This window comes from Staphylococcus debuckii (genome assembly GCF_003718735.1).
Classification (GTDB): Bacteria; Bacillota; Bacilli; order Staphylococcales; family Staphylococcaceae; genus Staphylococcus; species Staphylococcus debuckii.
Window position 1 is genome coordinate 1259430 of sequence record NZ_CP033460.1, and the last position, 22349, is coordinate 1281778.

At 35.7% G+C, this 22349-nt stretch carries 22 protein-coding genes; 19 read left to right on the forward strand and 3 right to left on the reverse strand.

Annotated features, from left to right (window positions below; genetic code table 11):
* The 9 genes from CNQ82_RS05950 to CNQ82_RS05990 all read left to right on the forward strand — a co-directional run bounded on the left by CNQ82_RS05950 (nucleotide 1) and on the right by CNQ82_RS05990 (nucleotide 9628).
* Complete coding sequence (locus CNQ82_RS05950) at nucleotides 1-696, forward strand: polysaccharide biosynthesis tyrosine autokinase (protein WP_123144503.1); 696 nt, start codon at nucleotides 1-3, stop codon at nucleotides 694-696.
* Nucleotides 689-1462 (forward strand): tyrosine-protein phosphatase, encoded by a 774-nt coding sequence (locus CNQ82_RS05955; protein ID WP_123144504.1) that lies wholly within the window; start codon nucleotides 689-691, stop codon nucleotides 1460-1462. The genes CNQ82_RS05950 and CNQ82_RS05955 overlap by 8 nt, the downstream gene beginning before the upstream one ends.
* A gap of 59 nt (nucleotides 1463-1521) precedes the next feature.
* Complete coding sequence (locus CNQ82_RS05960; protein ID WP_123144505.1) at nucleotides 1522-2550, forward strand: nucleoside-diphosphate sugar epimerase/dehydratase; 1029 nt, start codon at nucleotides 1522-1524, stop codon at nucleotides 2548-2550.
* A 9-nt stretch (nucleotides 2551-2559) separates the two neighbouring features.
* Nucleotides 2560-3672: a polysaccharide biosynthesis C-terminal domain-containing protein gene (locus CNQ82_RS05965; protein ID WP_123144506.1), complete on the forward strand. Its 1113-nt coding sequence runs from the start codon at nucleotides 2560-2562 to the stop codon at nucleotides 3670-3672.
* Between the two features lie 2 nt (nucleotides 3673-3674).
* Complete coding sequence (wecB, locus tag CNQ82_RS05970) at nucleotides 3675-4799, forward strand: non-hydrolyzing UDP-N-acetylglucosamine 2-epimerase (RefSeq protein WP_123144507.1); 1125 nt, start codon at nucleotides 3675-3677, stop codon at nucleotides 4797-4799.
* 73 nt (nucleotides 4800-4872) lie between these two features.
* Nucleotides 4873-6093, forward strand: a complete 1221-nt coding sequence (locus tag CNQ82_RS05975; protein ID WP_164711948.1) for an O-antigen ligase family protein — start codon at nucleotides 4873-4875, stop codon at nucleotides 6091-6093.
* Nucleotides 6083-7381, forward strand: a complete 1299-nt coding sequence (locus tag CNQ82_RS05980; RefSeq protein WP_123144509.1) for a lipopolysaccharide biosynthesis protein — start codon at nucleotides 6083-6085, stop codon at nucleotides 7379-7381. Before CNQ82_RS05975 ends, CNQ82_RS05980 begins: the two co-directional genes overlap by 11 nt.
* Entirely contained in the window at nucleotides 7378-8421 is a 1044-nt protein-coding gene (locus tag CNQ82_RS05985; protein WP_123144510.1) for a glycosyltransferase, read from the forward strand. Before CNQ82_RS05980 ends, CNQ82_RS05985 begins: the two co-directional genes overlap by 4 nt.
* Nucleotides 8422-8437: 16 nt before the next feature.
* Nucleotides 8438-9628 carry a glycosyltransferase family 4 protein gene (locus CNQ82_RS05990; protein WP_123144511.1) on the forward strand — a complete coding sequence of 397 codons (1191 nt, stop codon included), beginning with the start codon at nucleotides 8438-8440 and terminating at the stop codon, nucleotides 9626-9628.
* 38 nt (nucleotides 9629-9666) lie between these two features.
* On the opposite strand, the gene CNQ82_RS05995 is transcribed toward CNQ82_RS05990, so the two are convergent.
* Entirely contained in the window at nucleotides 9667-11376 is a 1710-nt protein-coding gene (locus tag CNQ82_RS05995) for an Rqc2 family fibronectin-binding protein (RefSeq protein ID WP_123144512.1), read from the reverse strand.
* Nucleotides 11377-11556: 180 nt separating this feature from the next.
* Between CNQ82_RS05995 and gmk the strand changes: the two genes are divergently transcribed.
* Both gmk and rpoZ read left to right on the forward strand, forming a co-directional pair.
* The gene (gene gmk, locus CNQ82_RS06000; RefSeq protein ID WP_095105766.1) at nucleotides 11557-12180 is read left to right on the forward strand and encodes a guanylate kinase; all 624 of its coding nucleotides are present in this window, start codon (nucleotides 11557-11559) and stop codon (nucleotides 12178-12180) included.
* The gene (gene rpoZ / locus CNQ82_RS06005) at nucleotides 12180-12410 is read left to right on the forward strand and encodes a DNA-directed RNA polymerase subunit omega (protein ID WP_123144513.1); all 231 of its coding nucleotides are present in this window, start codon (nucleotides 12180-12182) and stop codon (nucleotides 12408-12410) included. The genes gmk and rpoZ overlap by 1 nt, the downstream gene beginning before the upstream one ends.
* A 48-nt stretch (nucleotides 12411-12458) precedes the next feature.
* On the opposite strand, the gene CNQ82_RS06010 is transcribed toward rpoZ, so the two are convergent.
* Nucleotides 12459-12773, reverse strand: a complete 315-nt coding sequence (locus tag CNQ82_RS06010) for a thioredoxin family protein (RefSeq protein WP_123145650.1) — start codon at nucleotides 12771-12773, stop codon at nucleotides 12459-12461.
* Between the two features lie 213 nt (nucleotides 12774-12986).
* Here CNQ82_RS06010 and coaBC point away from each other — a divergent pair, with 213 nt between their 5' ends.
* The 4 genes from coaBC (at nucleotide 12987) to CNQ82_RS06030 (ending at nucleotide 17946) form a co-directional block, all read left to right on the forward strand.
* On the forward strand, nucleotides 12987-14201 hold the full coding sequence (coaBC, locus tag CNQ82_RS06015) for a bifunctional phosphopantothenoylcysteine decarboxylase/phosphopantothenate--cysteine ligase CoaBC (RefSeq protein WP_123144514.1): 1215 nt from the start codon (nucleotides 12987-12989) through the stop codon (nucleotides 14199-14201).
* Nucleotide 14202: 1 nt separating this feature from the next.
* A complete protein-coding gene (gene priA / locus CNQ82_RS06020; protein WP_123144515.1) occupies nucleotides 14203-16611 on the forward strand; it encodes a primosomal protein N' in 2409 nt (802 codons plus the stop codon).
* A gap of 224 nt (nucleotides 16612-16835) precedes the next feature.
* Nucleotides 16836-17564, forward strand: a complete 729-nt coding sequence (locus CNQ82_RS06025) for a tyrosine-protein phosphatase (RefSeq protein WP_123144516.1) — start codon at nucleotides 16836-16838, stop codon at nucleotides 17562-17564.
* A 64-nt stretch (nucleotides 17565-17628) separates the two neighbouring features.
* Nucleotides 17629-17946, forward strand: coding sequence for a hypothetical protein (locus tag CNQ82_RS06030; protein WP_123144517.1), 318 nt, complete (start codon nucleotides 17629-17631; stop codon nucleotides 17944-17946).
* Between the two features lie 103 nt (nucleotides 17947-18049).
* Here the strand turns inward: CNQ82_RS06030 and CNQ82_RS06035 are convergent, their stop codons facing one another.
* Nucleotides 18050-18340: a hypothetical protein gene (locus tag CNQ82_RS06035; RefSeq protein WP_123144518.1), complete on the reverse strand. Its 291-nt coding sequence runs from the start codon at nucleotides 18338-18340 to the stop codon at nucleotides 18050-18052.
* Between the two features lie 189 nt (nucleotides 18341-18529).
* Between CNQ82_RS06035 and CNQ82_RS06040 the strand changes: the two genes are divergently transcribed.
* The 4 genes from CNQ82_RS06040 to rlmN are packed head-to-tail and all read left to right on the forward strand — an operon-like array spanning nucleotide 18530 to nucleotide 22344.
* On the forward strand, nucleotides 18530-19018 hold the full coding sequence (locus CNQ82_RS06040; RefSeq protein ID WP_123144519.1) for a peptide deformylase: 489 nt from the start codon (nucleotides 18530-18532) through the stop codon (nucleotides 19016-19018).
* A complete protein-coding gene (gene fmt, locus CNQ82_RS06045) occupies nucleotides 19011-19943 on the forward strand; it encodes a methionyl-tRNA formyltransferase (protein WP_123144520.1) in 933 nt (310 codons plus the stop codon). The genes CNQ82_RS06040 and fmt overlap by 8 nt, the downstream gene beginning before the upstream one ends.
* The gene (gene rsmB / locus CNQ82_RS06050) at nucleotides 19940-21250 is read left to right on the forward strand and encodes a 16S rRNA (cytosine(967)-C(5))-methyltransferase RsmB (protein WP_123144521.1); all 1311 of its coding nucleotides are present in this window, start codon (nucleotides 19940-19942) and stop codon (nucleotides 21248-21250) included. Before fmt ends, rsmB begins: the two co-directional genes overlap by 4 nt.
* Nucleotides 21250-22344: a dual-specificity RNA methyltransferase RlmN gene (gene rlmN / locus CNQ82_RS06055; protein WP_123144522.1), complete on the forward strand. Its 1095-nt coding sequence runs from the start codon at nucleotides 21250-21252 to the stop codon at nucleotides 22342-22344. Before rsmB ends, rlmN begins: the two co-directional genes overlap by 1 nt.
* The last annotated feature ends 5 nt before the right edge of the window (nucleotides 22345-22349 follow it).

Consider the following 22349-nt stretch of genomic DNA (forward strand, 5'->3'; position numbering starts at 1 on the left):
ATGAAGAATAAACGACTTAAGAATCATACACCATTAATTGCTCATACGAATCCTAAAACAGCTATCAGTGAAAAATTCAGAAGTCTTCGCACCAATATATTATTTTCAAACCCGGATAGACCCATCCATACTATTGTAGTGACGGCGGAGAAGCCGGGAGCAGGAAAAAGTACAGTAGCAGCAAATTTAGCGATTGTCTATGCGCAAGCAGGATATAAAACACTGATTATTGACGGAGATATGCGTAAGCCTTCCTTACATTATTTGTTTAATAGAGATAACCAAGTCGGTCTATCTTCGGCTATTATTAAGAGCGTTGAAGCGACAGATGCAGTACAAAGCACGGAAGTTGAATGGCTGGATATTTTAACATCTGGACCTACGCCGCCAAACCCTTCGGAATTAATCGGCTCAAAAAATTTCAAAGAAGTATATAAAACATTATTGCTGCACTATAATTTCATAGTCATTGATACACCGCCTGTTAATAGTGTCACAGATGCACAACTACTGGCAGAATATGGTCATAACGTCATACTCGTCATAGATGCAGAAGATAACAATAGAGATGAAGTTAAAAAGGGTAAGGAATTAATTGAAAAAACAGGTGCAAAAATCGTAGGAGTAGTAATGAATAAGGTCTCGGAAAAAGAGAGTCCAAGTTATTACTATTATGGAGATGATAAAAATGATTGATATACATAATCATTTGTTAATAAATGTTGATGATGGAGCGCAAACAGATCAAGAAGCCATCCAACTTATTCAGCAAGCACAAGAAGAGGGAATAACAGGCATTATTGTTACACCTCATTATAGTAAACGGTATTCGAATTTTTTCGACCAAGTTGAGTTGAAAATAATAGAATTATGTAACCTAAGAGAAGTAGAAAAGTCGAATATTAAAATATATCCTGGACAAGAAATTAGAATAAGTGGTGATTTGCTCGAAGACATTGATAACGAGAATGTTAAAGGTCTTAATTATTCAAAATATTTATTAATAGAATTTCCGCCTAATGAAGTGCCTCATTATACTAAGAAATTATTTTTTGATTTGCAGAATAAAGGTTATATTCCCATCATTGCCCATCCAGAACGTAATCTTGCAATTATGCAAGATATGAATTTGCTCTACGAATTAGTCAGTGCTGGGGCACTCAGTCAAGTCACGTCATCCTCACTTGGAGGCTATTTTGGAAAGAATATACAGAAGGCTTCAATTAAGATGATCGAACATCATCTTGTGCATTTTATCGCTTCGGATGCACATCATGTCGGCTACAGGCCATTTATTATGCAGTCACTTTTTGAAGAGAAGAAATTAAAACCGCTTCACCATGATATGAAGCGACTGATCAGCAATGCTGAAGCTGTAATTGACAATCAACCAGTAACCAAAGAGCCGCCTTTACCACCTAAAGAGAAAAAGGGATTCAAAAGGTTTTCATTTTTAAAATAAATTGAAAATTGCAAATAATCGAGAATGCAACAAAGAAACTACAACAACAAGGTGATTTTATGTTTGAAAATAAAATATTACTCATCACAGGAGGAACGGGTTCTTTTGGTAATGCTGTCATGAAACGATTTCTTGATAGCGAGATTAAAGAAATACGAATTTTCTCTAGAGATGAAAAGAAACAAGATGATATCAGAAAAAGATATCATAATTCTAAACTGAAATTTTATATTGGTGATGTTCGCGAAAGAGAAAGTGTAGATAATGCAATGCGCGGAGTAGATTATGTCTTCCATGCAGCGGCGTTGAAACAAGTTCCGTCGTGTGAATTTTTCCCAATAGAAGCAGTTAAAACTAATGTGCTTGGTACTAATAATGTGTTAGAGTCTGCCATCCATGCAGGTGTGAAAAAGGTAATTTGTTTATCGACTGATAAAGCAGCATATCCCATCAACGCCATGGGAATTTCTAAAGCCATGATGGAAAAGGTGTTTGTGGCGAAATCTAGAAATATTGAAGATACAGATACAGTCATCTGCGGAACACGTTACGGGAATGTGATGGCTTCTCGTGGTTCAGTTATTCCATTATTTATAGAAAAAATTAAAAATAAAGAACCTTTAACAGTAACAGACCCTTCCATGACTAGATTTTTAATGAGTTTGGAAGAAGCAGTAGAATTAGTCATACATGCATTTAAAAATGCAGAAAATGGCGATATTATGGTTCAAAAATCACCCGCTTCTACGGTAGGTGACTTAGCGCAAGCCTTGCTGGAATTATTTGAAGCGGATAATAAAATAAAAATCATTGGAACACGTCATGGAGAAAAAAGAGCAGAAACACTATTAACTAGAGAAGAATATGCGCACGCTGATGATTTAGGTAATTATTATCGTGTACCAGCTGATTCTAGAGATTTGAATTATAGTAATTATGTAGAAGAAGGCAGTCCGAAAATAACGGAAGCCTACGAATATAACTCTGACAATACACGAATATTGAATGTCGAAGAGATTAAAGAGAAATTATTAACCTTAGATTATGTACGCAGAGAATTAGCAGAAATAAATAATACATCAAGATAGGTGAAGAAAATGAAAGCAATTGCTGTAACAGGTGCAAATGGTTTTGTAGGTAAAAATTTAGTAGCAGATTTAAATTTAAATGATGATTATAAAGTGTTGCCGATTACGAAAGCAACGCCTTTGCAAGAACGTGACCAATATTTAAAACAAGCTGATTTTATTGTGCATCTTGCGGGCGTCAATCGTACTGAAGATGACACTGAGTATACTCAAGGCAATGTGTATCTTTTACAAGAGTTATTAGGAGTGATTCAAGAAAATCCTAAGCATCCGACTATTCTTCTTTCATCTTCAATTCATGCTGCAAATGATACACCTTATGGCAGAAGTAAATTAGAAGCTGAAGAAGTGTTGGAAAAATTTGCTGAGGATAATGAGAATGAAATCTTGATTTACCGTTTCCCTAATTTATTTGGTAAATGGTGTAATCCGGACTATAACTCAGTAGTAGCAACATTTTGTTATCATATTTCCAGAAATGCTGAAGTAAGTGTTCACGATTCAAATGTCCAATTAACACTGAATTATATTGATGATGTCGTAGCTGAGATTGAACGTGCGATTAAAGGAAATCCTACTTTATTAGATAACAAGCCGACTGTTCCGAACGTTTTACGAATCACTGTCGGAAATCTAGTGAAGAAAATTAAAGCATTTAAACAATCTCGAGAAAATCTAACTGTGCCGCATCTCGCTGATCCACTTGAAAAAGCTTTATACAGTACGTATTTAAGTTATTTACCTGAAGATGACTTCAGCTATATGCTTCCGATGCACACAGATGATAGAGGCAGCTTTACAGAATTTATTAAGACAGTTGACCACGGCCAGGTCTCTATTAACGTTTCTAAACCAGGCGTTACTAAAGGCAACCATTGGCATCACACTAAGGTTGAAAAATTCTTAGTCGTATCAGGAAAAGGAGTAATCCGCTTCAGAAACATCAGAAGTAATGAGATTATCGAATACTTTGTAACGGGCACACAATTAGAAGTTGTAGACGTACCAGTAGGTTACACACATAATATTGAAAACTTAGGTGACAGTGATTTGATTACAGTAATGTGGGCTAACGAACCATTTAATCCTGCCAATCCTGACACTTACGCTTTAGAGGTCTAATTATGAGCAAATTAAAATTAATGACTATTGTTGGAACAAGACCAGAAATTATCCGTTTGTCTGCAACGATTAAAGCCTGTGACCAATATTTCAATCAAGTCTTAGTGCATACCGGACAAAACTATGATTACACGTTAAACGAAGTTTTTTTCGAAGAGCTAGAGCTGCGTGAGCCAGACTACTTTTTAGAAGCGGTCGGCAAAGATTTAGGTGAGACAATGGGTAATATTATTTCTAAATCTTATGAAGTATTAGCTAAAGAGAGACCAGACGCATTATTGATTCTTGGTGATACAAACAGCTGTTTATCTGCAGTAGCGGCCAAACGTTTAAAGATTCCCGTGTTTCATATGGAAGCGGGAAATCGCTGCTTTGATCAGAATGTACCTGAAGAAATCAATCGTAAAATCGTGGATCATGTCAGCGATGTGAATTTGCCTTATACCGAACACAGTCGCAGATATTTACTAGATGAAGGGTTTAAAAAAGAAAATATTTTCGTAACAGGTTCACCGATGCGTCAAGTTCTAGAAGAATATCAAGAAAAAATTAATCACAGCAAAATATTATCTGAATTGGAATTAGAACCTCAACGTTATATTTTAGTTTCTGCACATCGTGAGGAAAATATTGATAATGAAAAGAATTTTAATTCTCTAATGCAAGCAATAAACAACATCGCAGAGCGGTACCAATTACCGGTAATTTATTCGACACATCCGCGTAGCTGGAAGAAAATCGAAGAACGTCAATTTAAATTCCATCCGCTAGTGAAACAACTTAAACCATTTGGATTCTTCGATTATAACTATTTGCAGAAGAATGCATTTGTGGTGCTTTCTGATAGCGGTACATTATCTGAAGAATCTTCTATTTTAAAATTTCCTGGTGTGTTAATTAGAACTTCAACAGAACGCCCGGAAGTCTTAGATAAAGGAACAGTGGTGGTCGGAGGTATTACCTTTGAAACCATTACACAATCGGTGGAACTTGCCCGTCACATGCAAGATAATAACGAACCTTATGTAGGTGCGCTTGATTATAAAGATACAAATGTAGCACAAAAAGTCGTTAAAATCATTCAAAGCTATACAGATATTATTAATAGAAATACATGGAGAAAGTAAGCTGCTTATGAAGATAAAAGTTAGGCTATTAACATCAATTCTAGAATATTCATTAATTGTAGCGATTTTTATTTTGAGTCTAATCAATAATTATTTACTTATCTTTAGTTTGCTTTTAGGAACATTTTATATTTTCAAAGGTAGAATAGGTTTCCTAAAACTAACCACCCTCATTACTATTCGTTATCTGATATCACCTGCGCTTGATCATAGCACATTGCCAACTGTGATGGTGGGTTATAAATTCGGAGTGCTCTTTATCTTTGGAAGTTTGATTGTGATATATTTTCGTAAAAAAATATTACAGAATAAAATATTGACGAATTTTATTTTTGTAACGATGACGGTTTGGGTCTTGTATATTATTTTCGGTGTTTCTCATTTGAACTCAATAATTTTAATTTTAGGTAAGAGTTTCGCCTATTTTTATACACTTATTATTATTGTGGCAGTGCTAGGTATAACAAACGAAATAAAACGCTTTATGATTTGGTTTTCGTTTATTTTAAGTTTCGTAATTTTAGGTTCTTTAATTTATATACGTCACCCTATAGGTTATTTACTAAATGGTTTTTCTTTTCAAGGAATATTAAATCATCCTAATTTATTCGGAGTATTTATGACGCTCGCTTTAACTTTAATAGTCGTCAACTTATTTAAATTCAAGCAATATAAACTATTTTATATCTTTATATTGATAATTGGAATTACGGAATTATTCTTATCAAATTCCAGAACTGCAGTATTGGCATTACTGTTATCTTTAGGTGTAATGTTCATTATTTCCCGTATCAGTCTAGGCAAGAAATTATTGTTATTCACAATAGCTTTACTGGGAAGTTTTATTATTTTAGTAGTACCAAACATAAATGAGTATGTATTAGGGTTTATTCAGAAAGGGCAATCGAGCAGCCAAGTATTATATTCTAGATATATTCAAATTGATTATGTGAAATGGGGATTGGAACATGCACCATTTTTCGGTTCTGGTTTTGGTGTGCCTTTAAATAACAGTAGTTTAGCTTTGGCATCTACAACCTTTGAAGCAGGGAATCTCTTATTTGGATTAATTATTTACACTGGAATTATCGGAACGTTAATATACTTATTTTATTTAATATATGTAGGTACATTATCTTTTAAAAAATCAGGCATCGCTTTTACACTTTTTGTAGCCACACTTTTTGTAAATATTGGTGAAATGATTATGTTTAGTCCTAATAGCTTAGGTATTATGTGCTATATCTTTTGGGGGATTTTCTTAAAAGAAGGGATGACTCAATATGAACAATAAATATCGTTTGAATGTAATATTATCTGCAGTTTTTACAATTGCAGCATTAATTGCTAATTTTTTATTGTATCGTTCATCTCATTACTTTTTGAAAAATGAACAATTATATGGCGTTTGGCTGGTTATTTTATCTATTATTTCTTGGTTTTATATCTTAGATTTCGGTATTTCTAATTCATTGAGAAATAAATTGACAGAAGCGATTAAATTAAATGATCGCCCTCTGCAACAACGCTTAATCGCAACAAGTTATTTGATAATGCTGATACCGACTGTAGTTTTAATCGGAGTAGGGCTATGTGTCAATTATTTTGTTAATTGGGCAGAGTTATTGAATGCAACACATCACCAATTTGAAATTAATGTAATGGTGAAAATTGCTTTTGTCCTATTTCCTATAATTTTCTATCTGAATACGATTACTTATATTTATCATGCGTTCTTTAAATCTTATATAGTAAATGCGATTCAATTCTTTAATTTATTTATCAGCAGTGTCGTCATATTCTTTTTAGCACCTTCTTTTGAAGGAAATTTAATTATTATGGCGCTTGCTTATTTTGCGATTAATATTTTGGTTTATCTGATATTTACTTGGGATTTTATTCGGAAGTCTCATTTTAATATAGTTTCTATAAAATATTTCGATAAATCATTGATTAAAGATTTGCTTTCAATGGGAATTGCGTTCTTTTTATTAGACATTGCTAGTTTGTTTCTATTGAATTCAGGACCTATACTGATCAGTTACTTTTTTAATCCAGAATATTCGGTAGTGTTTCAGTTACCTTATAAGCTGTTGAGTATATTCCTAACAGTTTCAACTATTTTCTTGTCACCTTTATGGACACTCGTGATTAATTACTACGTAGCTAATGATTTGAAATCTATTCAGAGTATCAATAAAAAGATTGCTGTGTATTTATGTGGGTTAATTATTATAATCTTAATTTCTACTTTATTTATTAATGAAGGAATTTACTTATGGATTGGACATAATTATCATATTAAGATCACAACTATTTTACTTATTGCATTTATAGTAATACTATCCATTATTGCGCATACATATAAAACTTTATTGAATGCTATAAGTAAGATTTATATTCAAGTTGTATTTTATGGATTGTCATTAATCATAACTCTAAGTTGCATGAAAATATTCTTAATTGATCATGATGGGAATCTCGAAGCATTTTTATGGTCTTTAATTATAGGTATGCTCTTTTCAAGCGTTATGCTGCCTGTGGTTTATTATAGATTTCTGCATAAAATGAAAGGACAGTGATTATTATAAAAATTTTAGTATTAGATTATGCCAGTGATAAAGGCGGCGCTAATAGAATTTCTAAATATATAAATGATGAAATGCTTAACGATACTAAAAATCATTGGTTGCTCATTACTAGTGTTTTTCAGCCGATTGAAAATAGCAGAGTAAAGAATATCAGTGTGCCTTGGATTAAAAAGAGTTTGTTGAGTCGTTTATGGTTTGAAAAAGTTATTCTACCTCAAATAATTAAAAACTTCGGGCCGGATGTAGTTTTTTCGTTGCAAAATTTAAAAACAAAGGCATTTAAAGGTTCGCAAGTTGTTTATTTGCATCAGTCACTGCCTTTCGTCAATTATCCATTAAAGAGCAAGTTTAATGGAATTGCAAAGTTAAAAATAAAACTATTAAGCCGATTAATTAAAAAAGATGTAAAAACTACTGATTTAATACTTGTGCAAACACAATTTATGCTTGATCAAGTGAAAAAATATAATAAAAATGTAGTGCAAGTTATGCCGAAGTTATTTAATCATCATAGCGATACTACTCATAAAGCGAATGATTTTATTTACCCAACAAGCGCTCAGAATTATAAACGATTTGACTTAGTTGAACAAATTGCAGAAATGATTAAAAAGAAGCAACTGAAAATGCGCATTTTATTAACTTTAGAAGGCAATGAGAATAAAAATTTAGTGCGCTTAAAACAAAAGACTAGTGCAGAAAAATTACCAATTGAGTTTATTGGTTATCAAGATCAGAAGCAATTAAAAGAATTATATAAAACACATAATTTGTTATTCACTTCTGAAATTGAAAGCTTAGGATTACCTTTAATCGAAGCGATGCATTTTGGATGTAAGATTTTGGCTTATGATATCCCTGTAACTAGAGAAGTATTAGGTGATTACCCGTACAAAGTATTGTTTCAATCTGAAGATATAGAAAATAGCATGCAAGTATTTTATAAAGGTTTAACAACGCCTAGTAAAGGGCATGATATAGAACCAACGTCACTACTGAAAGTACTTAGAGAAAATCATCTTATAGATTAACAACGGAGTTTAGCTTATGACAAAACAAAATATTTTATTTATTACGCAATACTATGAGCCAGAACCATTTATCATTTCTGAAGTAGCAGAAAGTTTGGTGGCTCAAGGCAACAATGTAACAGTTCTAACAGGATTACCGAATTATCCAGAAGGCAAAGTTTATCCAGGGTATCATGCAGGCCATTTTTCCGAACAGGGAATACAACTTATCAGATTGAAAATCAGACCAAGAAAGCAAGGTAAAGTTAATTTATTCTTGAACTACTTATCCTACGCTTTCCAAGCTTCTAGAAAAGTTTTAACTTTTGGCAATGAATTTGATGTAGTATATGTATATCAATTGTCTCCAATATTACTCGCTATTCCAGGAATTATTTATAAATCAATACATAAAAAGAAATTAGTGTTGTATTGTTTGGATTTATGGCCGCAAAGCTTAATTTCAGGAGGAATCAAGCCGGGTTCTTTTGTCTATAATTGTTTCTTAGGTATTAGCCGTTATATTTATAGAAGGGCAGATATCGTTCAAATCAGCAGTAAGTCTTTCGAAAAATATTTTAAGAAAGAAATTAAAAAGGTGAAAGTACTGAGATATCAACCGCAATTTGCGGACGATTATTTCCTGCAATCTTTGCCAGATGAAAAGGTAGAGGAAGATAAAACGCATACTCATATTTTGTTTGCTGGAAATATCGGACATTTGCAGTCACTAGAAACGTGGATAGAAGCGGTCGCATTACTAAAAGATTCTAACTTAATTCTTGATGTGGTAGGCGACGGCTCTCATTTTGAAGCGATTAAAGAAAAAGTACAAAAATATCATTTAAATGATAAAGTAATCTTACATGGAAGAAAACCGAAAAGTGAAATGCCGATATATTATCAACAAGCAGATGCACTGGCTGTGTCATTGATAAATGATGAAGTAATTTCTTATACATTGCCGGGTAAAGTTCAAACTTATATGGCAAGTAAAAAACCAATTATAGCATCTATAAATGGTGAAGCTGCAGATATCATCAGAACAGCTGAATGTGGTTTGGTTAGTCCGGCAGAAAACGCGGAATTATTAGCGGAAAATATGAGAAAATTTATAGAAATCAGTCAAGCGGATAAAGACAGAATGGCAGATAATGGAGTCGACTATTATTTGAAACATTTCACTAAAGCAGATTTTGTACGTAGATTAATAGAAGATTTGCAATAGAAAAACGGGGTTGGAACAAACATGTTCCAATCCCGTTGTTATGCTTTCTGAGCATTATTTTTCATCTCTTGAATTTTATCGTAATCCGGTGTTGCGTACAATGTTTTTTGATTATCATAAGTTACAAAACCAGGTTTTGCACCTGAAGGTTTATGCACATTACGGATTTCAGTATAATCTACCGGAACTTGTGCAGAATTACCTGCTTTCGAGAAGTAGGCGGATAACATAGCCGCTTCTTCCACTGTCGTTTCACTCGGTTCATCTGCAAAAATCACCACATGTGAACCCGGAATGTCTTTTGTATGGAACCACAAATAACCCTTTCGCGCTTTCTTATTCGTCAGATAATCATTCTGTTTATTATTCTTACCAACATAAATTAAATCGCCATCTGAAGATAAATAGGTCTGCAATTGAATTTGCGGCTGTTTCTTTTTCTTGCGGTTCTGACGTTGTTTCATGAACCCTTGTTCGGCCAACTCTTCGCGGATTTCGTCAATATCTTCAACAGTGATATGCGTCAACTGCTGTTCGATAGACTCAAAATAGTCAATATTTTCTTCAGTCAATTGAATTTGTCGTTCCAATTCATGTTCGCGCGTTTTTAAACGATTATACTGTTTGTAATAGTACTGCGCATTTACAGAAGGAGATTTCGTTGGATCTAAAGGAATCGTCACTTCTTCGCCTGTATAATAATTTTGCGTAGTCAGTGACTCGTCACCTTGTTGAATACGGTAAATATTCGCTGTAATGAGCTCGCCGTACAATTGTTCTGTTTCTTTAGATTGCGTACCTTCATATTCAGCATGCAATTTCGTCAGCTTATTACGGCTTTTCTGTAATTGTTGCTGCACAAATTTAACTAAATCATTCGCACGCTGTTTCACACGTTCGCGTTCGCCACGAGCATCATAGAAACGATCTAGCAGCTCATCTAGGGAGTCGTACACAACACTGTCATCGTCAAATTGTTTTAAGCGCATGAAATAGAAGTCTTCTTTTCCGGTTTCGTGATTTTTATGAAAAATCGGTACAGGCTCTAATTTGGTTTCTGCCATGACTTCGTCGTAAGCAGCCGGCAAGGTTTCAGAAGTCATAAACTGACGGCGCTCGGTAATCTCTTTAGTAATCAGTGGGCTGAACCCTTCAAAGTTTTGTAATAATTGCCGCGCCACATTTCCTTGGTTGAAATCAATGTATTTGAGCACTTCTTGCCCTGTGACTTCATAAGGATTCATTTTATTTTGAGTAGGCGGCGCCTCGTATTTGAAACCAGGCATCACCGTACGATACTGATTCGTATTCGGAGTCAGATGCTTGAATCCTTCTATAATCTTGCGTTCATTATCAACTAAGATTAAATTACTATGTTTACCCATGATTTCTAAGATAACAGTACGATAAATTTTATCGCCGAGTTCATCCGTACTTTGAATATCAATTTCAATATGTCTGTCATTGCCGATTTGGCGGACGTCTTGAATAATCCCTCCATCTAAATGTTTGCGGAAGACGCGCGTAAACATCGGCGGTTCAAAGGGATTATTATATTTCTTATGAGTAATGTGCATACGTGAAAAATTGGAATGGATGGAAAGTAATAATTGATGGTTCTTTCGGTTCTGACGTACAACCATAATAATGGTATCATTATCAGGCTGATTGATTTTATGAATGCGTCCACCTTTTAGGAACTGAAGTTCTTCAACCATCTTTCTAGTAAAAAGGCCATCATAAGCCATTGTCATCAGCCACCTTTAATAGTTTCGTTGTACTTAATACGTTCTTATTATTGTATCATGCGAAGTAAGAGTTGACACGTACAGGGCTTGTACAGAATTTTGCATGTGGCATCTATACAACTTTATAATAGATATGGTATCATTATATAATACAACAATAGCTTAGAGAGGTCGTAAGGCATGGATAATGAAAAAGGTTTACTGATTGTCTTATCAGGTCCATCTGGAGTCGGCAAAGGCACGGTCCGTAAAGAAATATTTGATGATCCTGCAACATCATACAAGTATTCTATTTCAATGACAACACGTGACATGCGCGAAGGCGAACAAGATGGCGTTGATTATTTTTTCAAGACAAAACGAGAATTTGAACAACTCATTGCTCAAGATCAATTCATAGAGTATGCGGAATATGTAGGAAACTATTATGGCACACCTGTTCAATATGTGAAGGACACGATGGATCAAGGACATGATGTCTTCCTGGAAATTGAAGTAGAAGGTGCAAAACAAGTACGCAAGAAATTTCCTGATGCACTCTTTATCTTCCTCGCACCGCCAAGTTTAGACCACCTAAGAGAACGTTTAATCGGACGCGGTACTGAATCAGATGAAAAGATTCAAAGCCGTGTCAAAGAAGCCCGTAAAGAAGTCGAAATGATGAACCTTTACGACTATGTGGTGGTAAATGATGAAGTGGAACTCGCTAAAGAGCGGGTACAATCCATTGTTGCTGCCGAACATTTAAAACGAGAACGTATCGAAGCAAAGTATAGAAAAATGATATTGGAGGCCAAAAAATAATGTTATACCCACCGCTTAACCAACTGACTTCAAAAGTAAGTTCAAAATATTTAATCGCTACAGTGGCAGCCAAACGCGCACGTGAATTATACGACAAACCAGACACAGCACTTTTAGAAAAGTACCATTCAGTGAAAACTGTAGGTAAAGCTTTAGAAGAAATTGCTGATGGCAAAATCACTCCAATTGAACCAGAATTGAATGAAGGCGAATTTGAAACTAAAGACTGATAGCTTTAAAAATACCGTAAAAGTTGGCATTTGACTTTTACGGTATTTTTATATCATTTTCAGCTGTTCCATAGAACGTTTCAGTTTTTCAAAATCGATAATACGAGCTTGACGATGGAACTCTTTGCCATTTTTAAATAGAATCACGACAGGTGAGGTGAAGAGGGAAAGTTGTCCGGCTGCTTCAGGCATTTGATTCACTGTAATTTGTACAGCTGGTAAATTTATCTCTTCGACTAATGCTTGGACTCTGGGTTGATCTGCATGACAAACGGTACAGCCGTCAGACATTACAAATAACAGTAATTTCTCATTAGTATTGATTTCTGTTTGCAAGGATTCATAGGTCGTGAGTGTTTTCAACTTGAGCAGTCCTTTCTTTTTAATCTGAAGATAGATTACTGAATCCAGACTCAATTTACAATCAATTTGATTTGCAAAGCAAAGGACTTTTTTTTCAGACAGTGTTAAAATAATGTGTGAACTTAAAAATGAGACGTGCGATGTCATATCCATGCGCTCATTTTTTCTTGTAAAGTACGTATACATATAAAGGACTCATGGAGGCAAAAGTCTATGAAAAATATTCTATTGGCAGTCTCAGGAGGCATTGCAGCCTATAAAGCCATCGATTTAACAAGTAAATTAACACAAAGCGGATATGAAGTGCGTGTCATGTTGACAAATCATGCACAGGAGTTTGTCACACCGCTTGCTTTTCAAGCCATCAGTCGTAATCCGGTGTACACAAGTACCTTTGTGGAAGAAAACCCAGCAGAAATCCAACATATTGCATTAGGAGATTGGGCAGATGCAGTAATTATTGCGCCCGCCACTGCGAATGTGCTCGGTAAATTAGCGAACGGCATTGCAGACGATATGGTAACTTCTACCTTATTAGCTACAATAGCACCTAAATTTGCTGCACCTGCAATGAATGTGCATATGTATGAAAATCCACGTGTGCAGCACAATATGAAAGTATTAGCGCAAGACGGTTATCGTTTCGCAGAACCTGGTGAAGGATTCTTAGCTTGTGGTTATGTCGCGAAAGGCCGTATGATGGAGCCTTTAGATATTATGGCATTTGTGGAACAAGAGATGAATGTTTTGAATAAGGCGCCTAAACAGGGACAGGACGTTTCTTGGTATAGTGACAAGAATGTACTCGTCACTGCTGGACCGACTGTAGAAGTCATTGACCCAGTCCGTTACGTTTCTAATCGCGCTTCTGGAAAAATGGGATATGCGATTGCCGATGCCTTACAAAAAAGAGGTGCTCATGTCGCATTGGTCAGCGGACCAACGTATCTGACACCACCAGAGAATGTGGAATTCGTCCCTGTAACAAGTGCTGAAGATATGTTTGAAGCGGTCAAAACACGATATGATGCACAAGATATGGTGTTTAAATCAGCAGCCGTTTCTGATTATAAGCCAGCCGACCAATTAGAACATAAAATGAAAAAACAAGACGGCGATTTATCGATTACATTTACTCGAACACAAGATATTTTGAAATATTTAGGAGATCATAAAGCACATCAGAAACTCATTGGTTTTGCAGCTGAAACCCAAGATGTGGAAAAATATGCGAAAGATAAATTAGAACGTAAAAATGCCGATGTAATTATTGCAAATAATGTCGGAGATACTTCAATCGGATTCAATTCTGATGATAATGAAGTGACACTCTTTTTCAAAGAAGATGAAGCTGTCAGTATTGAGAAAGGGAAGAAACAGCAACTTGCTGAACGAATTTTAGATGAATTAGAACGTAGGTGGAAATAATATGATAGCAAAGGTTATCGTTGATGTCCCAGCAAAGAATGTAGACTTTTCCTTTGATTATTTAATACCAGAACGGCTCGCACCCATTATTCAAGTTGGCGTGCGGGTCATTGTTCCCTTTGGACCCAGAACGATTCAAGGGTATGTCATGGAAATTGCTGAGGAAGCAGATCCAGAGTTAGATTTAGCAAAATTAAAAGAAATTAAAGAGATTCAAGATATTAAACCAGAATTAACACCGGAATTGGTAGATTTAAGCGAATGGTACGGCAAGTATCATGTGACGAAACGAATTTCTATCTTAGAAGCTATGTTGCCGAGTGCTATTAAAGCTAAATATACGAAAGTATTTGAGATGGTAGAAGACGAATTGATTCCTGAAGATTTGCTGAAAAAATTTGACCGTGAAGGCCATTATGCGTATAAAGCAGCACAACAAAATGGCGATTTAGATCGCTTAGTGCCATTAATGGAGGAAGACGCAGTTCGAGAGGTTACGCTGCTGTCGCAAAATACTAAGAAGAAAACCCAGCGTGCGATTCGAATTTCACCTGAACACAATCCTGATGATGTATTAGCGATGTTAGAAAAACATCCTAAACAATATGATGTGTATGTCTATTTACTAGATGAACAAAATCGAGATGTACCTTTAAAGGAAATCGAAGAAGCCGGCTTGTCGCAGTCTAGTGTAAAAACTCTAGAGAAAAATGGCTTTGTAGAAAAATACGATGCGATTGTAGAACGTGATCCTTATGCATCTCGTGTCTTTGAACAAGAAGAAAAACGCCAATTGACGCCTGGTCAGCAAGAAGCTTATGATGCGATTAAAAAAGTGATTGATGAAGAAAAACAAGAAACTTTCTTATTGCATGGTGTAACCGGTTCAGGTAAGACCGAAGTTTATTTGCAGACGATTGAAGCGGTGTTGCAACAAGATAAGCAAGCCATGATGTTAGTACCTGAGATTGCTTTGACACCGCAAATGGTCTTACGCTTTAAAAAACGCTTCGGTGATGAAGTGGCTGTCTTGCACTCTGCTTTATCTAAGGGTGAACGTTATGATGAATGGCAAAAAATTCGTGACGGCCGTGCACGTGTCAGTGTCGGCGCTCGTTCAAGTGTCTTTGCGCCTTTTACCAATTTAGGCATGATTATTATTGACGAAGAACATGAGGCGACTTATAAACAAGAGGACTATCCCCGCTATCACGCGAAAGATATTGCGCTCTGGCGTTCTGAATATCATCAGTGTCCTTTGATATTAGGCAGTGCAACGCCAAGTTTAGAAACTTATGCCCGTGCTGAAAAAGGGGTGTATCGTTTATTGAGTTTACCAGAGCGTGTGAACAATCAACCGCTTCCCGTAATCAATATTGTAGACATGCGTGAGGAATTGGCGGAAGGGAATCGCTCGATGTTCTCAACTTCTCTACGTGCAGCGATTGAAGAACGACTCGCACGCAATGAACAAATTGTCTTGTTCTTGAATCAGCGTGGCTATTCATCCTTTGTGCTCTGTCGTGATTGCGGCCATGTTCCGCAATGTCCGAACTGCGATATTTCATTGACTTACCACAAATCGAGCGACCAATTAAAATGTCACTATTGCGGTTATCAAGAAACACCGCCGAATAAGTGTCCTAATTGTGAGAGTGAACACATCCGCCAAATGGGTACCGGCACGCAAAAAGTAGAAGAATTGTTGAATCGGGAATTCGAAGATGCCAAAATCATTCGGATGGATGCGGATACGACATCACGAAAAGGTGCGCATGAGAAGTTTTTAAATGACTTTGGCGAAGGAAAAGGTGACATTTTATTAGGAACACAGATGATAGCAAAAGGTCTGGATTTCCCAAATATCACCTTAGTCGGCGTATTAAATGCCGATACTATGTTGAACTTGCCTGACTTCAGAGCGAGTGAGCGCACGTTCCAATTGCTGACACAAGTTTCAGGCCGTGCTGGACGTCATGAAAAAGAAGGTGAAGTAATCATACAAACGTATAATCCGGATCACTATGCGATTCAAGATGTTCAGCTGAATGATTATTTATCTTTCTATCACAAAGAAATGAAATATCGTCAAATCGGCAAATATCCACCTTATTATTTCTTGATCAACTTCACGATTTCTCATGTGAACATGAAAGAAGTCATGCAAGCGGCCAACCATGTGCATCAAATCTTATTACAGCATTTAACAGATCGTGCTTTAGTGCTAGGTCCATCACCAGCTGCTTTAGCACGGATTAATCGAGAGTACCGCTTCCAAGTATTAGTAAAATATAAAAGTGAACCCGAATTGCATAAAGCATTACAGTATTTAGATGATTATTATCATGAGAAATATCTTAAAGATAAACTGTCGTTGAAGATAGATATTAATCCCTATATGATGATGTAATAACGACACAGAAACACTGTAATATCAGTTTTTTTAGGATCTCAAGCCTTCTGATTTTCGGTTTGGGGGCAATTTGGGGGCAAAATAAAATTATTTTTAAATGGATAAGTGACTATTTAGAAAGTGATACAAGCTCTTCAGATAGTTGCTTGTTCATTTTTTTACCCATTAATAATTGGGTAAATAATAATGAAATGATGAAGTGTGAGGAGAGGAAGGATAGTATGATTGATTTGCACAACCACATTATTTATAACATTGACGACGGTGCAAAGGATATAGAGGAATCGATTGAAATGGCTAAAGCAGCACAAGCAACAGGTGTTGATAAAATCATAGCTACCCCACATTATAAAACAAATTCATTTATGTCAGATAAAGATGAAATCATACATAAAATTGAAACATTAAATCAGCGATTGCAGAACTTAAATATAAATGTTGAAGTGAAAGGTGGCCAAGAAATTCATATTGAACCCTATACACTTGATTATTTAGAAAAAGGTCAGCTGCTTTCTTTAGCGGACAGTCAGTATTACTTTCTAATCGAGCCGCCGTTCAAAGGGTTCCCAAATTTTATTGAAACCACTATAGATGGCTTTATTCAAGAAGGCCTGCAACCAGTAATTGCGCATCCTGAACGTAATGATTATATAAGAAGTCATCCTGAAATGTTAGATAAGTTAGTGAAAAAAGGTTGCTTATTGCAAATGAATGCTGCGTCTGTGCTTGGAGATTATGGACCATTAATCGAAAAGACCGCACAATATATGATTGAAAATAAGAAATTTCATCTAATCGGCAGTGATGCACATAATTGCAATAACCGTGTATTCTGCATAGATCAATGTTATGAGAGAATTAACGATGAAGCGTTTCAAAATTATATCAAAACCAATACTGAAAAAGTATGGGAAGGTAATAAAAAGATAGATAATATGCAGTATTTTTAAATTAAGATTTTACTAACCTCTGGTACCTTTCTCATGTATAATGTTTAATTAAGAGGTGATAAGAATGATCGTTCTTAAAACGCTGATTATTTTGTTTTCAGTCTTTAATTTTTTACAAGCCATATTATTATTAACAAAAAATGTGATGATGCCGAAGAGTACATTAGTTTTATTAATTATCGGAAGTATCTTATTAGATATCGGCGCTATTATTTATCCATTTACAGCTGCTGTTACATTATTAGTGCTTGGCTTGGCTGCCATTCAAATTGGTATAATTCTTTATCAAAAATTATTCAGACATAAAATTTACTATTTAGAACAAAGTGTCAGATTCGTAATTAATATTTTAATTATCGTAGCATATATTGTTTTAAGATAATTCATGTAGATGATCTGAATTTACATTCAATTTTAAAACGCACTTGCTGAACAACTATCAAGTTGTCTCAAACAAGTGCGTTTCTTGCGTTTAATTATTCTTTTTATTTACTCAATAAATTAGTATTAACGGCGTCGAATCCTTTGTCAGAAATTCGAATGTTGGTTACTTTTTCGCCATCCCAATTGCCTTCAATATAACCTTTTTCCCACAAAACTTTACTGTTTTCCAAGAATTCATCTAAATCCTTATCACAGAAATAATCTTCTTGGAGTGAGTATTGATCTTTAAAGTCATTTGCTTCTTCAGGCGTCGAGCCGTGGTTAATCTTTTCAGTATAATATTTATATAAAACTGCAACCACAAATGCCTGGTCTCTATTGATATCATCCAAGAATCTTCACCACCTTAAATCTATACCCGTATAAATTGAAACTTTATACAATATCTATGTTATACCCGTTTTAAGCAATTTTGAACCACTGTCACAAGCTTGTAAGAATTGTAGATTTACTAAGGGCTATCGCTTTTCTCTCTTATTTACGCTATAATATAAGGATGAATTTTTTAAGGAGACGATAAAATGGCAGTGAAACAATTAGTACCGGCAAATAGTTCGAAGTTGCGCGAACGTGCAGATGAAGTAAAAAAGTTTGATAATAATTTAAAACAGTTATTATTAGATATAGAGGATACTTTGTACGAAACTGAAGCTTCTGCATTAAGTGCCCCGCAAATCGGTGTTTCACTGCAAGTCGCTATCATTGATATGGAAGCGGAAGGCTTGTTGCAGTTGATTAATCCGACGATTGTGCGACAATCTGATGAAACAGTGACAGACTTAGAGGGCAGTGTTTCATTTCCGGATGTGTTCGGGACGGTAGAACGCAATCAGATGATAGTTGTTCAAAGTTACGATTTACACGGAAATAAGGTAGAATTAACTGCATACGATGATGTTGCACGTATGCTTCTGCATATTGTTGATCAATTGAACGGCATTCCTTTTACGGAAAAAATAGAAAAGCAATTAACTGAAGAAGAATTGGAGGCGTATTTAGAAGATGAGTAGAGTAATATTTATGGGAACACCTGATTTCTCAACTAAAGTATTAGAGATGTTGATAGCTGAAGAAGACGTGATTGCAGTGGTGACACAGCCTGATCGCCCAGTTGGACGTAAACATGTGATGACACCTCCACCGGTGAAAAAGGTCGCATTAGAAAACGGTATTGAAGTGTATCAACCAGAGAAAATTGCTCAATCAGACGACCTTCAAACGTTAATTGATATGAAACCAGATTTAATTGTAACTGCTGCGTTCGGCCAAATTTTACCAGAGTCATTATTAGATGCACCGAAATTAGGCGCGATTAATGTGCATGCTTCTTTACTGCCGAAATATCGTGGCGGTGCACCGATTCATCAAGCTATTATCGATGGAGAAAAGGAAACAGGCGTTACCATCATGTATATGGCGCCTAAATTAGATGCAGGTGATATTATTTCACAACAAGCTATTGCGATTGAGTCTTCTGATAATGTGGAATCCATGCATGATAAATTAAGTTTCTTAGGTGCAGACTTATTGAAAAAAACATTGCCTGAAATCATCAATGGAACGAATGAGCGTATCGATCAAGATGACGCTAAAGCGACATTTGCTTCTAATATTAGCCGTGAAGATGAACGTATTGATTGGACGCAATCAGCAGAGCAAATTTATAATCATATCCGCGGTTTGTCTCCGTGGCCGGTAGCTTATACGAAACTAGAAGATAAGAATATGAAACTTTTTGCAGCGCGTATTGAAGAAGGTAAAAATGGCAATCCTGGCGAAATTCTAGAAACGACTAAAAAAGCTATGATTGTCGGTACAGGTTCTGAGGATGCGATTGCTTTGACTGAAATTCAGCTTTCAGGTAAGAAACGTATGCCGACTGCTAATTTCTTGAGCGGCTATCAAGAGGACTTAGTCGGGAAGGAATTAAAATAATGCAGAATGTGAGAACCTTAGCGTTTGAAACCTTAGAAGCAATTTTTCAAGATAAAGCTTATAGCAACTTAAAGTTGAATGAAGTATTGAAAGCGAATGATTTAAGCAGAGCGGATAAGAATTTGCTTACAGAGTTAGTGTATGGAACAATCAAGAGAAAATTAACGCTTGAATATTATTTGAAACCCTTTGTACAAACGAGAATTAAAGGATGGATGCGTTATTTACTGTGGATGAGCATTTATCAATATCAATATTTGGACAAAGTTCCGGATCACGCCATTATTAATGAAGCCGTTGAGATTGCTAAGACACGTGGCGGTTTGCATAACAGTAAAGTAGTCAATGGTATCTTGCGCAATATGATGCGTTCTGAATTGCCTAATCCTGCTGATATCAAAGATGACAAACAACGTCTTTCTATTATGTATAGTGTGCCGAAATGGATTGTGAAGCAATGGATGACGCATCATGGTTTAGAAACAACCGAGCGTATTGCGGCTGCAATGCTTGAACGTCCTGGACAAACAGTGCGCGTTAATCTTACACGTAAATCAGTAGCACAAGCGACACAACAATTAGAAGACGAGGGTTATACGGTCGCTCAAGATGCAGATATTGATTACTGTCTGCATATTTCAGGGCGACCTGTAGTCGAAAGCCGTGCGTTTAAAGATGGTATTGTATCGATTCAAGATAAAAGTTCAATGTTTGTGGCGCAAATCTTAGCACCGGCTGAGGGTGAAAGTATCTTAGATGCTTGTAGTGCTCCGGGCGGTAAAGCTTGTCAAACAGCGGAATTGCTGGATGGAAGCGGACATGTAGATGCTACAGACATTCACGAACACAAGATAGACTTGATTGACCATAACATTCGTAAATTACGCTTGAAAAATATAACAGCCTTCCAACACGATGCTACAAAACCTTATCAAAAAGTATATGATAAAATTTTAGTGGATGCACCGTGCAGCGGTTTAGGTGTGTTACGCCATAAACCAGAAATCAAATACGCACAAACACCTAACACTGTAGATGATTTAGTCACTTTACAATTAGAAATCATGAATAATGTTAAAGATTTTGTAAAGCCGGGTGGCACTATCGTCTACTCAACATGTACAATAGAACAGATGGAGAACGAAAATGTGATTTATACATTTTTAAAACAAAACAAAGACTTTGAATTTGAACCATTCTCACATCCAAGAACAGGAGAGGAAGTAAAAACTTTACAAATCTTGCCGCAAGACTTTAACTCAGATGGTTTCTTTATTACAAAGATTAGAAGAAAGGAAAATAAGTAATGATAACTACTCAAAAGAAGAAAAAGAATCGTTTTCTTCCAGATTTTGATAAACAATCAATCTATTCATTGCGTTACGAAGAAATGCAAGATTGGTTAGTAGAACACGGCCAACAGAAATTCAGAGCAAAGCAAATATTCCAATGGCTTTATGAAAAACGTGTCTACAGTATTGATGAAATGACCAACTTATCTAAAGACTTGCGCGAGGTATTAAAAGATAACTTTACAATGACCACTTTGGAGACCGTTGTAAAACAAGAAAGTAGAGACGGTACCATTAAATTCTTATTTGAATTACAAGATGGCTATACGATTGAAACAGTATTGATGCGTCATGAGTATGGAAATTCAGTATGTGTGACCACACAAGTAGGTTGCCGTATCGGTTGTACCTTCTGTGCGTCTACACTTGGCGGCTTGAAACGTAATTTAGAAGCAGGCGAAATTGTTTCTCAAGTCTTAACAGTACAAAAAGCCCTTGATGAGACAGACGAACGTGTCTCTCAAATCGTAATTATGGGAATTGGGGAACCTTTCGAAAACTATGATGAAATGATGGACTTCTTGAAAATCGTTAATCATGATAACGGCTTGAATATCGGTGCACGCCATATAACAGTCTCAACTTCTGGCATTATTCCGCGTATTTATGACTTTGCGGATGAAGATATCCAAATTAATTTCGCAGTGAGTCTGCATGCGGCTAACGATGAAATCCGTTCTAAATTAATGCCGATCAACCGTGCTTATTCTATTGAGAAATTGATGGAAGCGATTCAATATTATCAAGAAAAAACGAATCGCCGTATTACCTTTGAATATGGTTTGTTCGGCGGTGTAAACGATCAATTAACGCATGCACGTGAACTTGCACATTTAATTCAAAATTTGAATTGTCATGTCAACTTAATCCCAGTAAACCATGTTGCAGAACGTAATTATGTGAAAACACCGAAAGAAGATATTTTCAAATTTGAAAAAGAACTCAAACGACTTGGTATTAATGCAACAATCAGACGTGAGCAAGGCTCAGACATTGATGCAGCTTGTGGACAATTGAGAGCGAAGGAACGTCAAGTAGAAACGAGGTAGAATCC

What these genes read in the sequence shown, in the direction of transcription:
- CNQ82_RS05950 (WP_123144503.1), top strand. Translation starts at nt 1, where the DNA reads ATGAAGAATAAACGACTTAAGAATCATACACCATTAATTGCTCATACG.
- CNQ82_RS05980 (WP_123144509.1), top strand. Translation starts at nt 6,083, where the DNA reads ATGAACAATAAATATCGTTTGAATGTAATATTATCTGCAGTTTTTACA.
- priA (WP_123144515.1), top strand. Translation starts at nt 14,203, where the DNA reads ATGATAGCAAAGGTTATCGTTGATGTCCCAGCAAAGAATGTAGACTTT.
- CNQ82_RS05990 (WP_123144511.1), top strand. Translation starts at nt 8,438, where the DNA reads ATGACAAAACAAAATATTTTATTTATTACGCAATACTATGAGCCAGAA.
- CNQ82_RS05955 (WP_123144504.1), top strand. Translation starts at nt 689, where the DNA reads ATGATTGATATACATAATCATTTGTTAATAAATGTTGATGATGGAGCG.
- wecB (WP_123144507.1), top strand. Translation starts at nt 3,675, where the DNA reads ATGAGCAAATTAAAATTAATGACTATTGTTGGAACAAGACCAGAAATT.
- CNQ82_RS06025 (WP_123144516.1), top strand. Translation starts at nt 16,836, where the DNA reads ATGATTGATTTGCACAACCACATTATTTATAACATTGACGACGGTGCA.
- CNQ82_RS06030 (WP_123144517.1), top strand. Translation starts at nt 17,629, where the DNA reads ATGATCGTTCTTAAAACGCTGATTATTTTGTTTTCAGTCTTTAATTTT.
- rlmN (WP_123144522.1), top strand. Translation starts at nt 21,250, where the DNA reads ATGATAACTACTCAAAAGAAGAAAAAGAATCGTTTTCTTCCAGATTTT.
- CNQ82_RS06040 (WP_123144519.1), top strand. Translation starts at nt 18,530, where the DNA reads ATGGCAGTGAAACAATTAGTACCGGCAAATAGTTCGAAGTTGCGCGAA.
- CNQ82_RS05965 (WP_123144506.1), top strand. Translation starts at nt 2,560, where the DNA reads ATGAAAGCAATTGCTGTAACAGGTGCAAATGGTTTTGTAGGTAAAAAT.
- fmt (WP_123144520.1), top strand. Translation starts at nt 19,011, where the DNA reads ATGAGTAGAGTAATATTTATGGGAACACCTGATTTCTCAACTAAAGTA.
- rpoZ (WP_123144513.1), top strand. Translation starts at nt 12,180, where the DNA reads ATGTTATACCCACCGCTTAACCAACTGACTTCAAAAGTAAGTTCAAAA.
- CNQ82_RS05960 (WP_123144505.1), top strand. Translation starts at nt 1,522, where the DNA reads ATGTTTGAAAATAAAATATTACTCATCACAGGAGGAACGGGTTCTTTT.
- gmk (WP_095105766.1), top strand. Translation starts at nt 11,557, where the DNA reads ATGGATAATGAAAAAGGTTTACTGATTGTCTTATCAGGTCCATCTGGA.
- CNQ82_RS05995 (WP_123144512.1), bottom strand. Translation starts at nt 11,376, where the DNA reads ATGGCTTATGATGGCCTTTTTACTAGAAAGATGGTTGAAGAACTTCAG.
- coaBC (WP_123144514.1), top strand. Translation starts at nt 12,987, where the DNA reads ATGAAAAATATTCTATTGGCAGTCTCAGGAGGCATTGCAGCCTATAAA.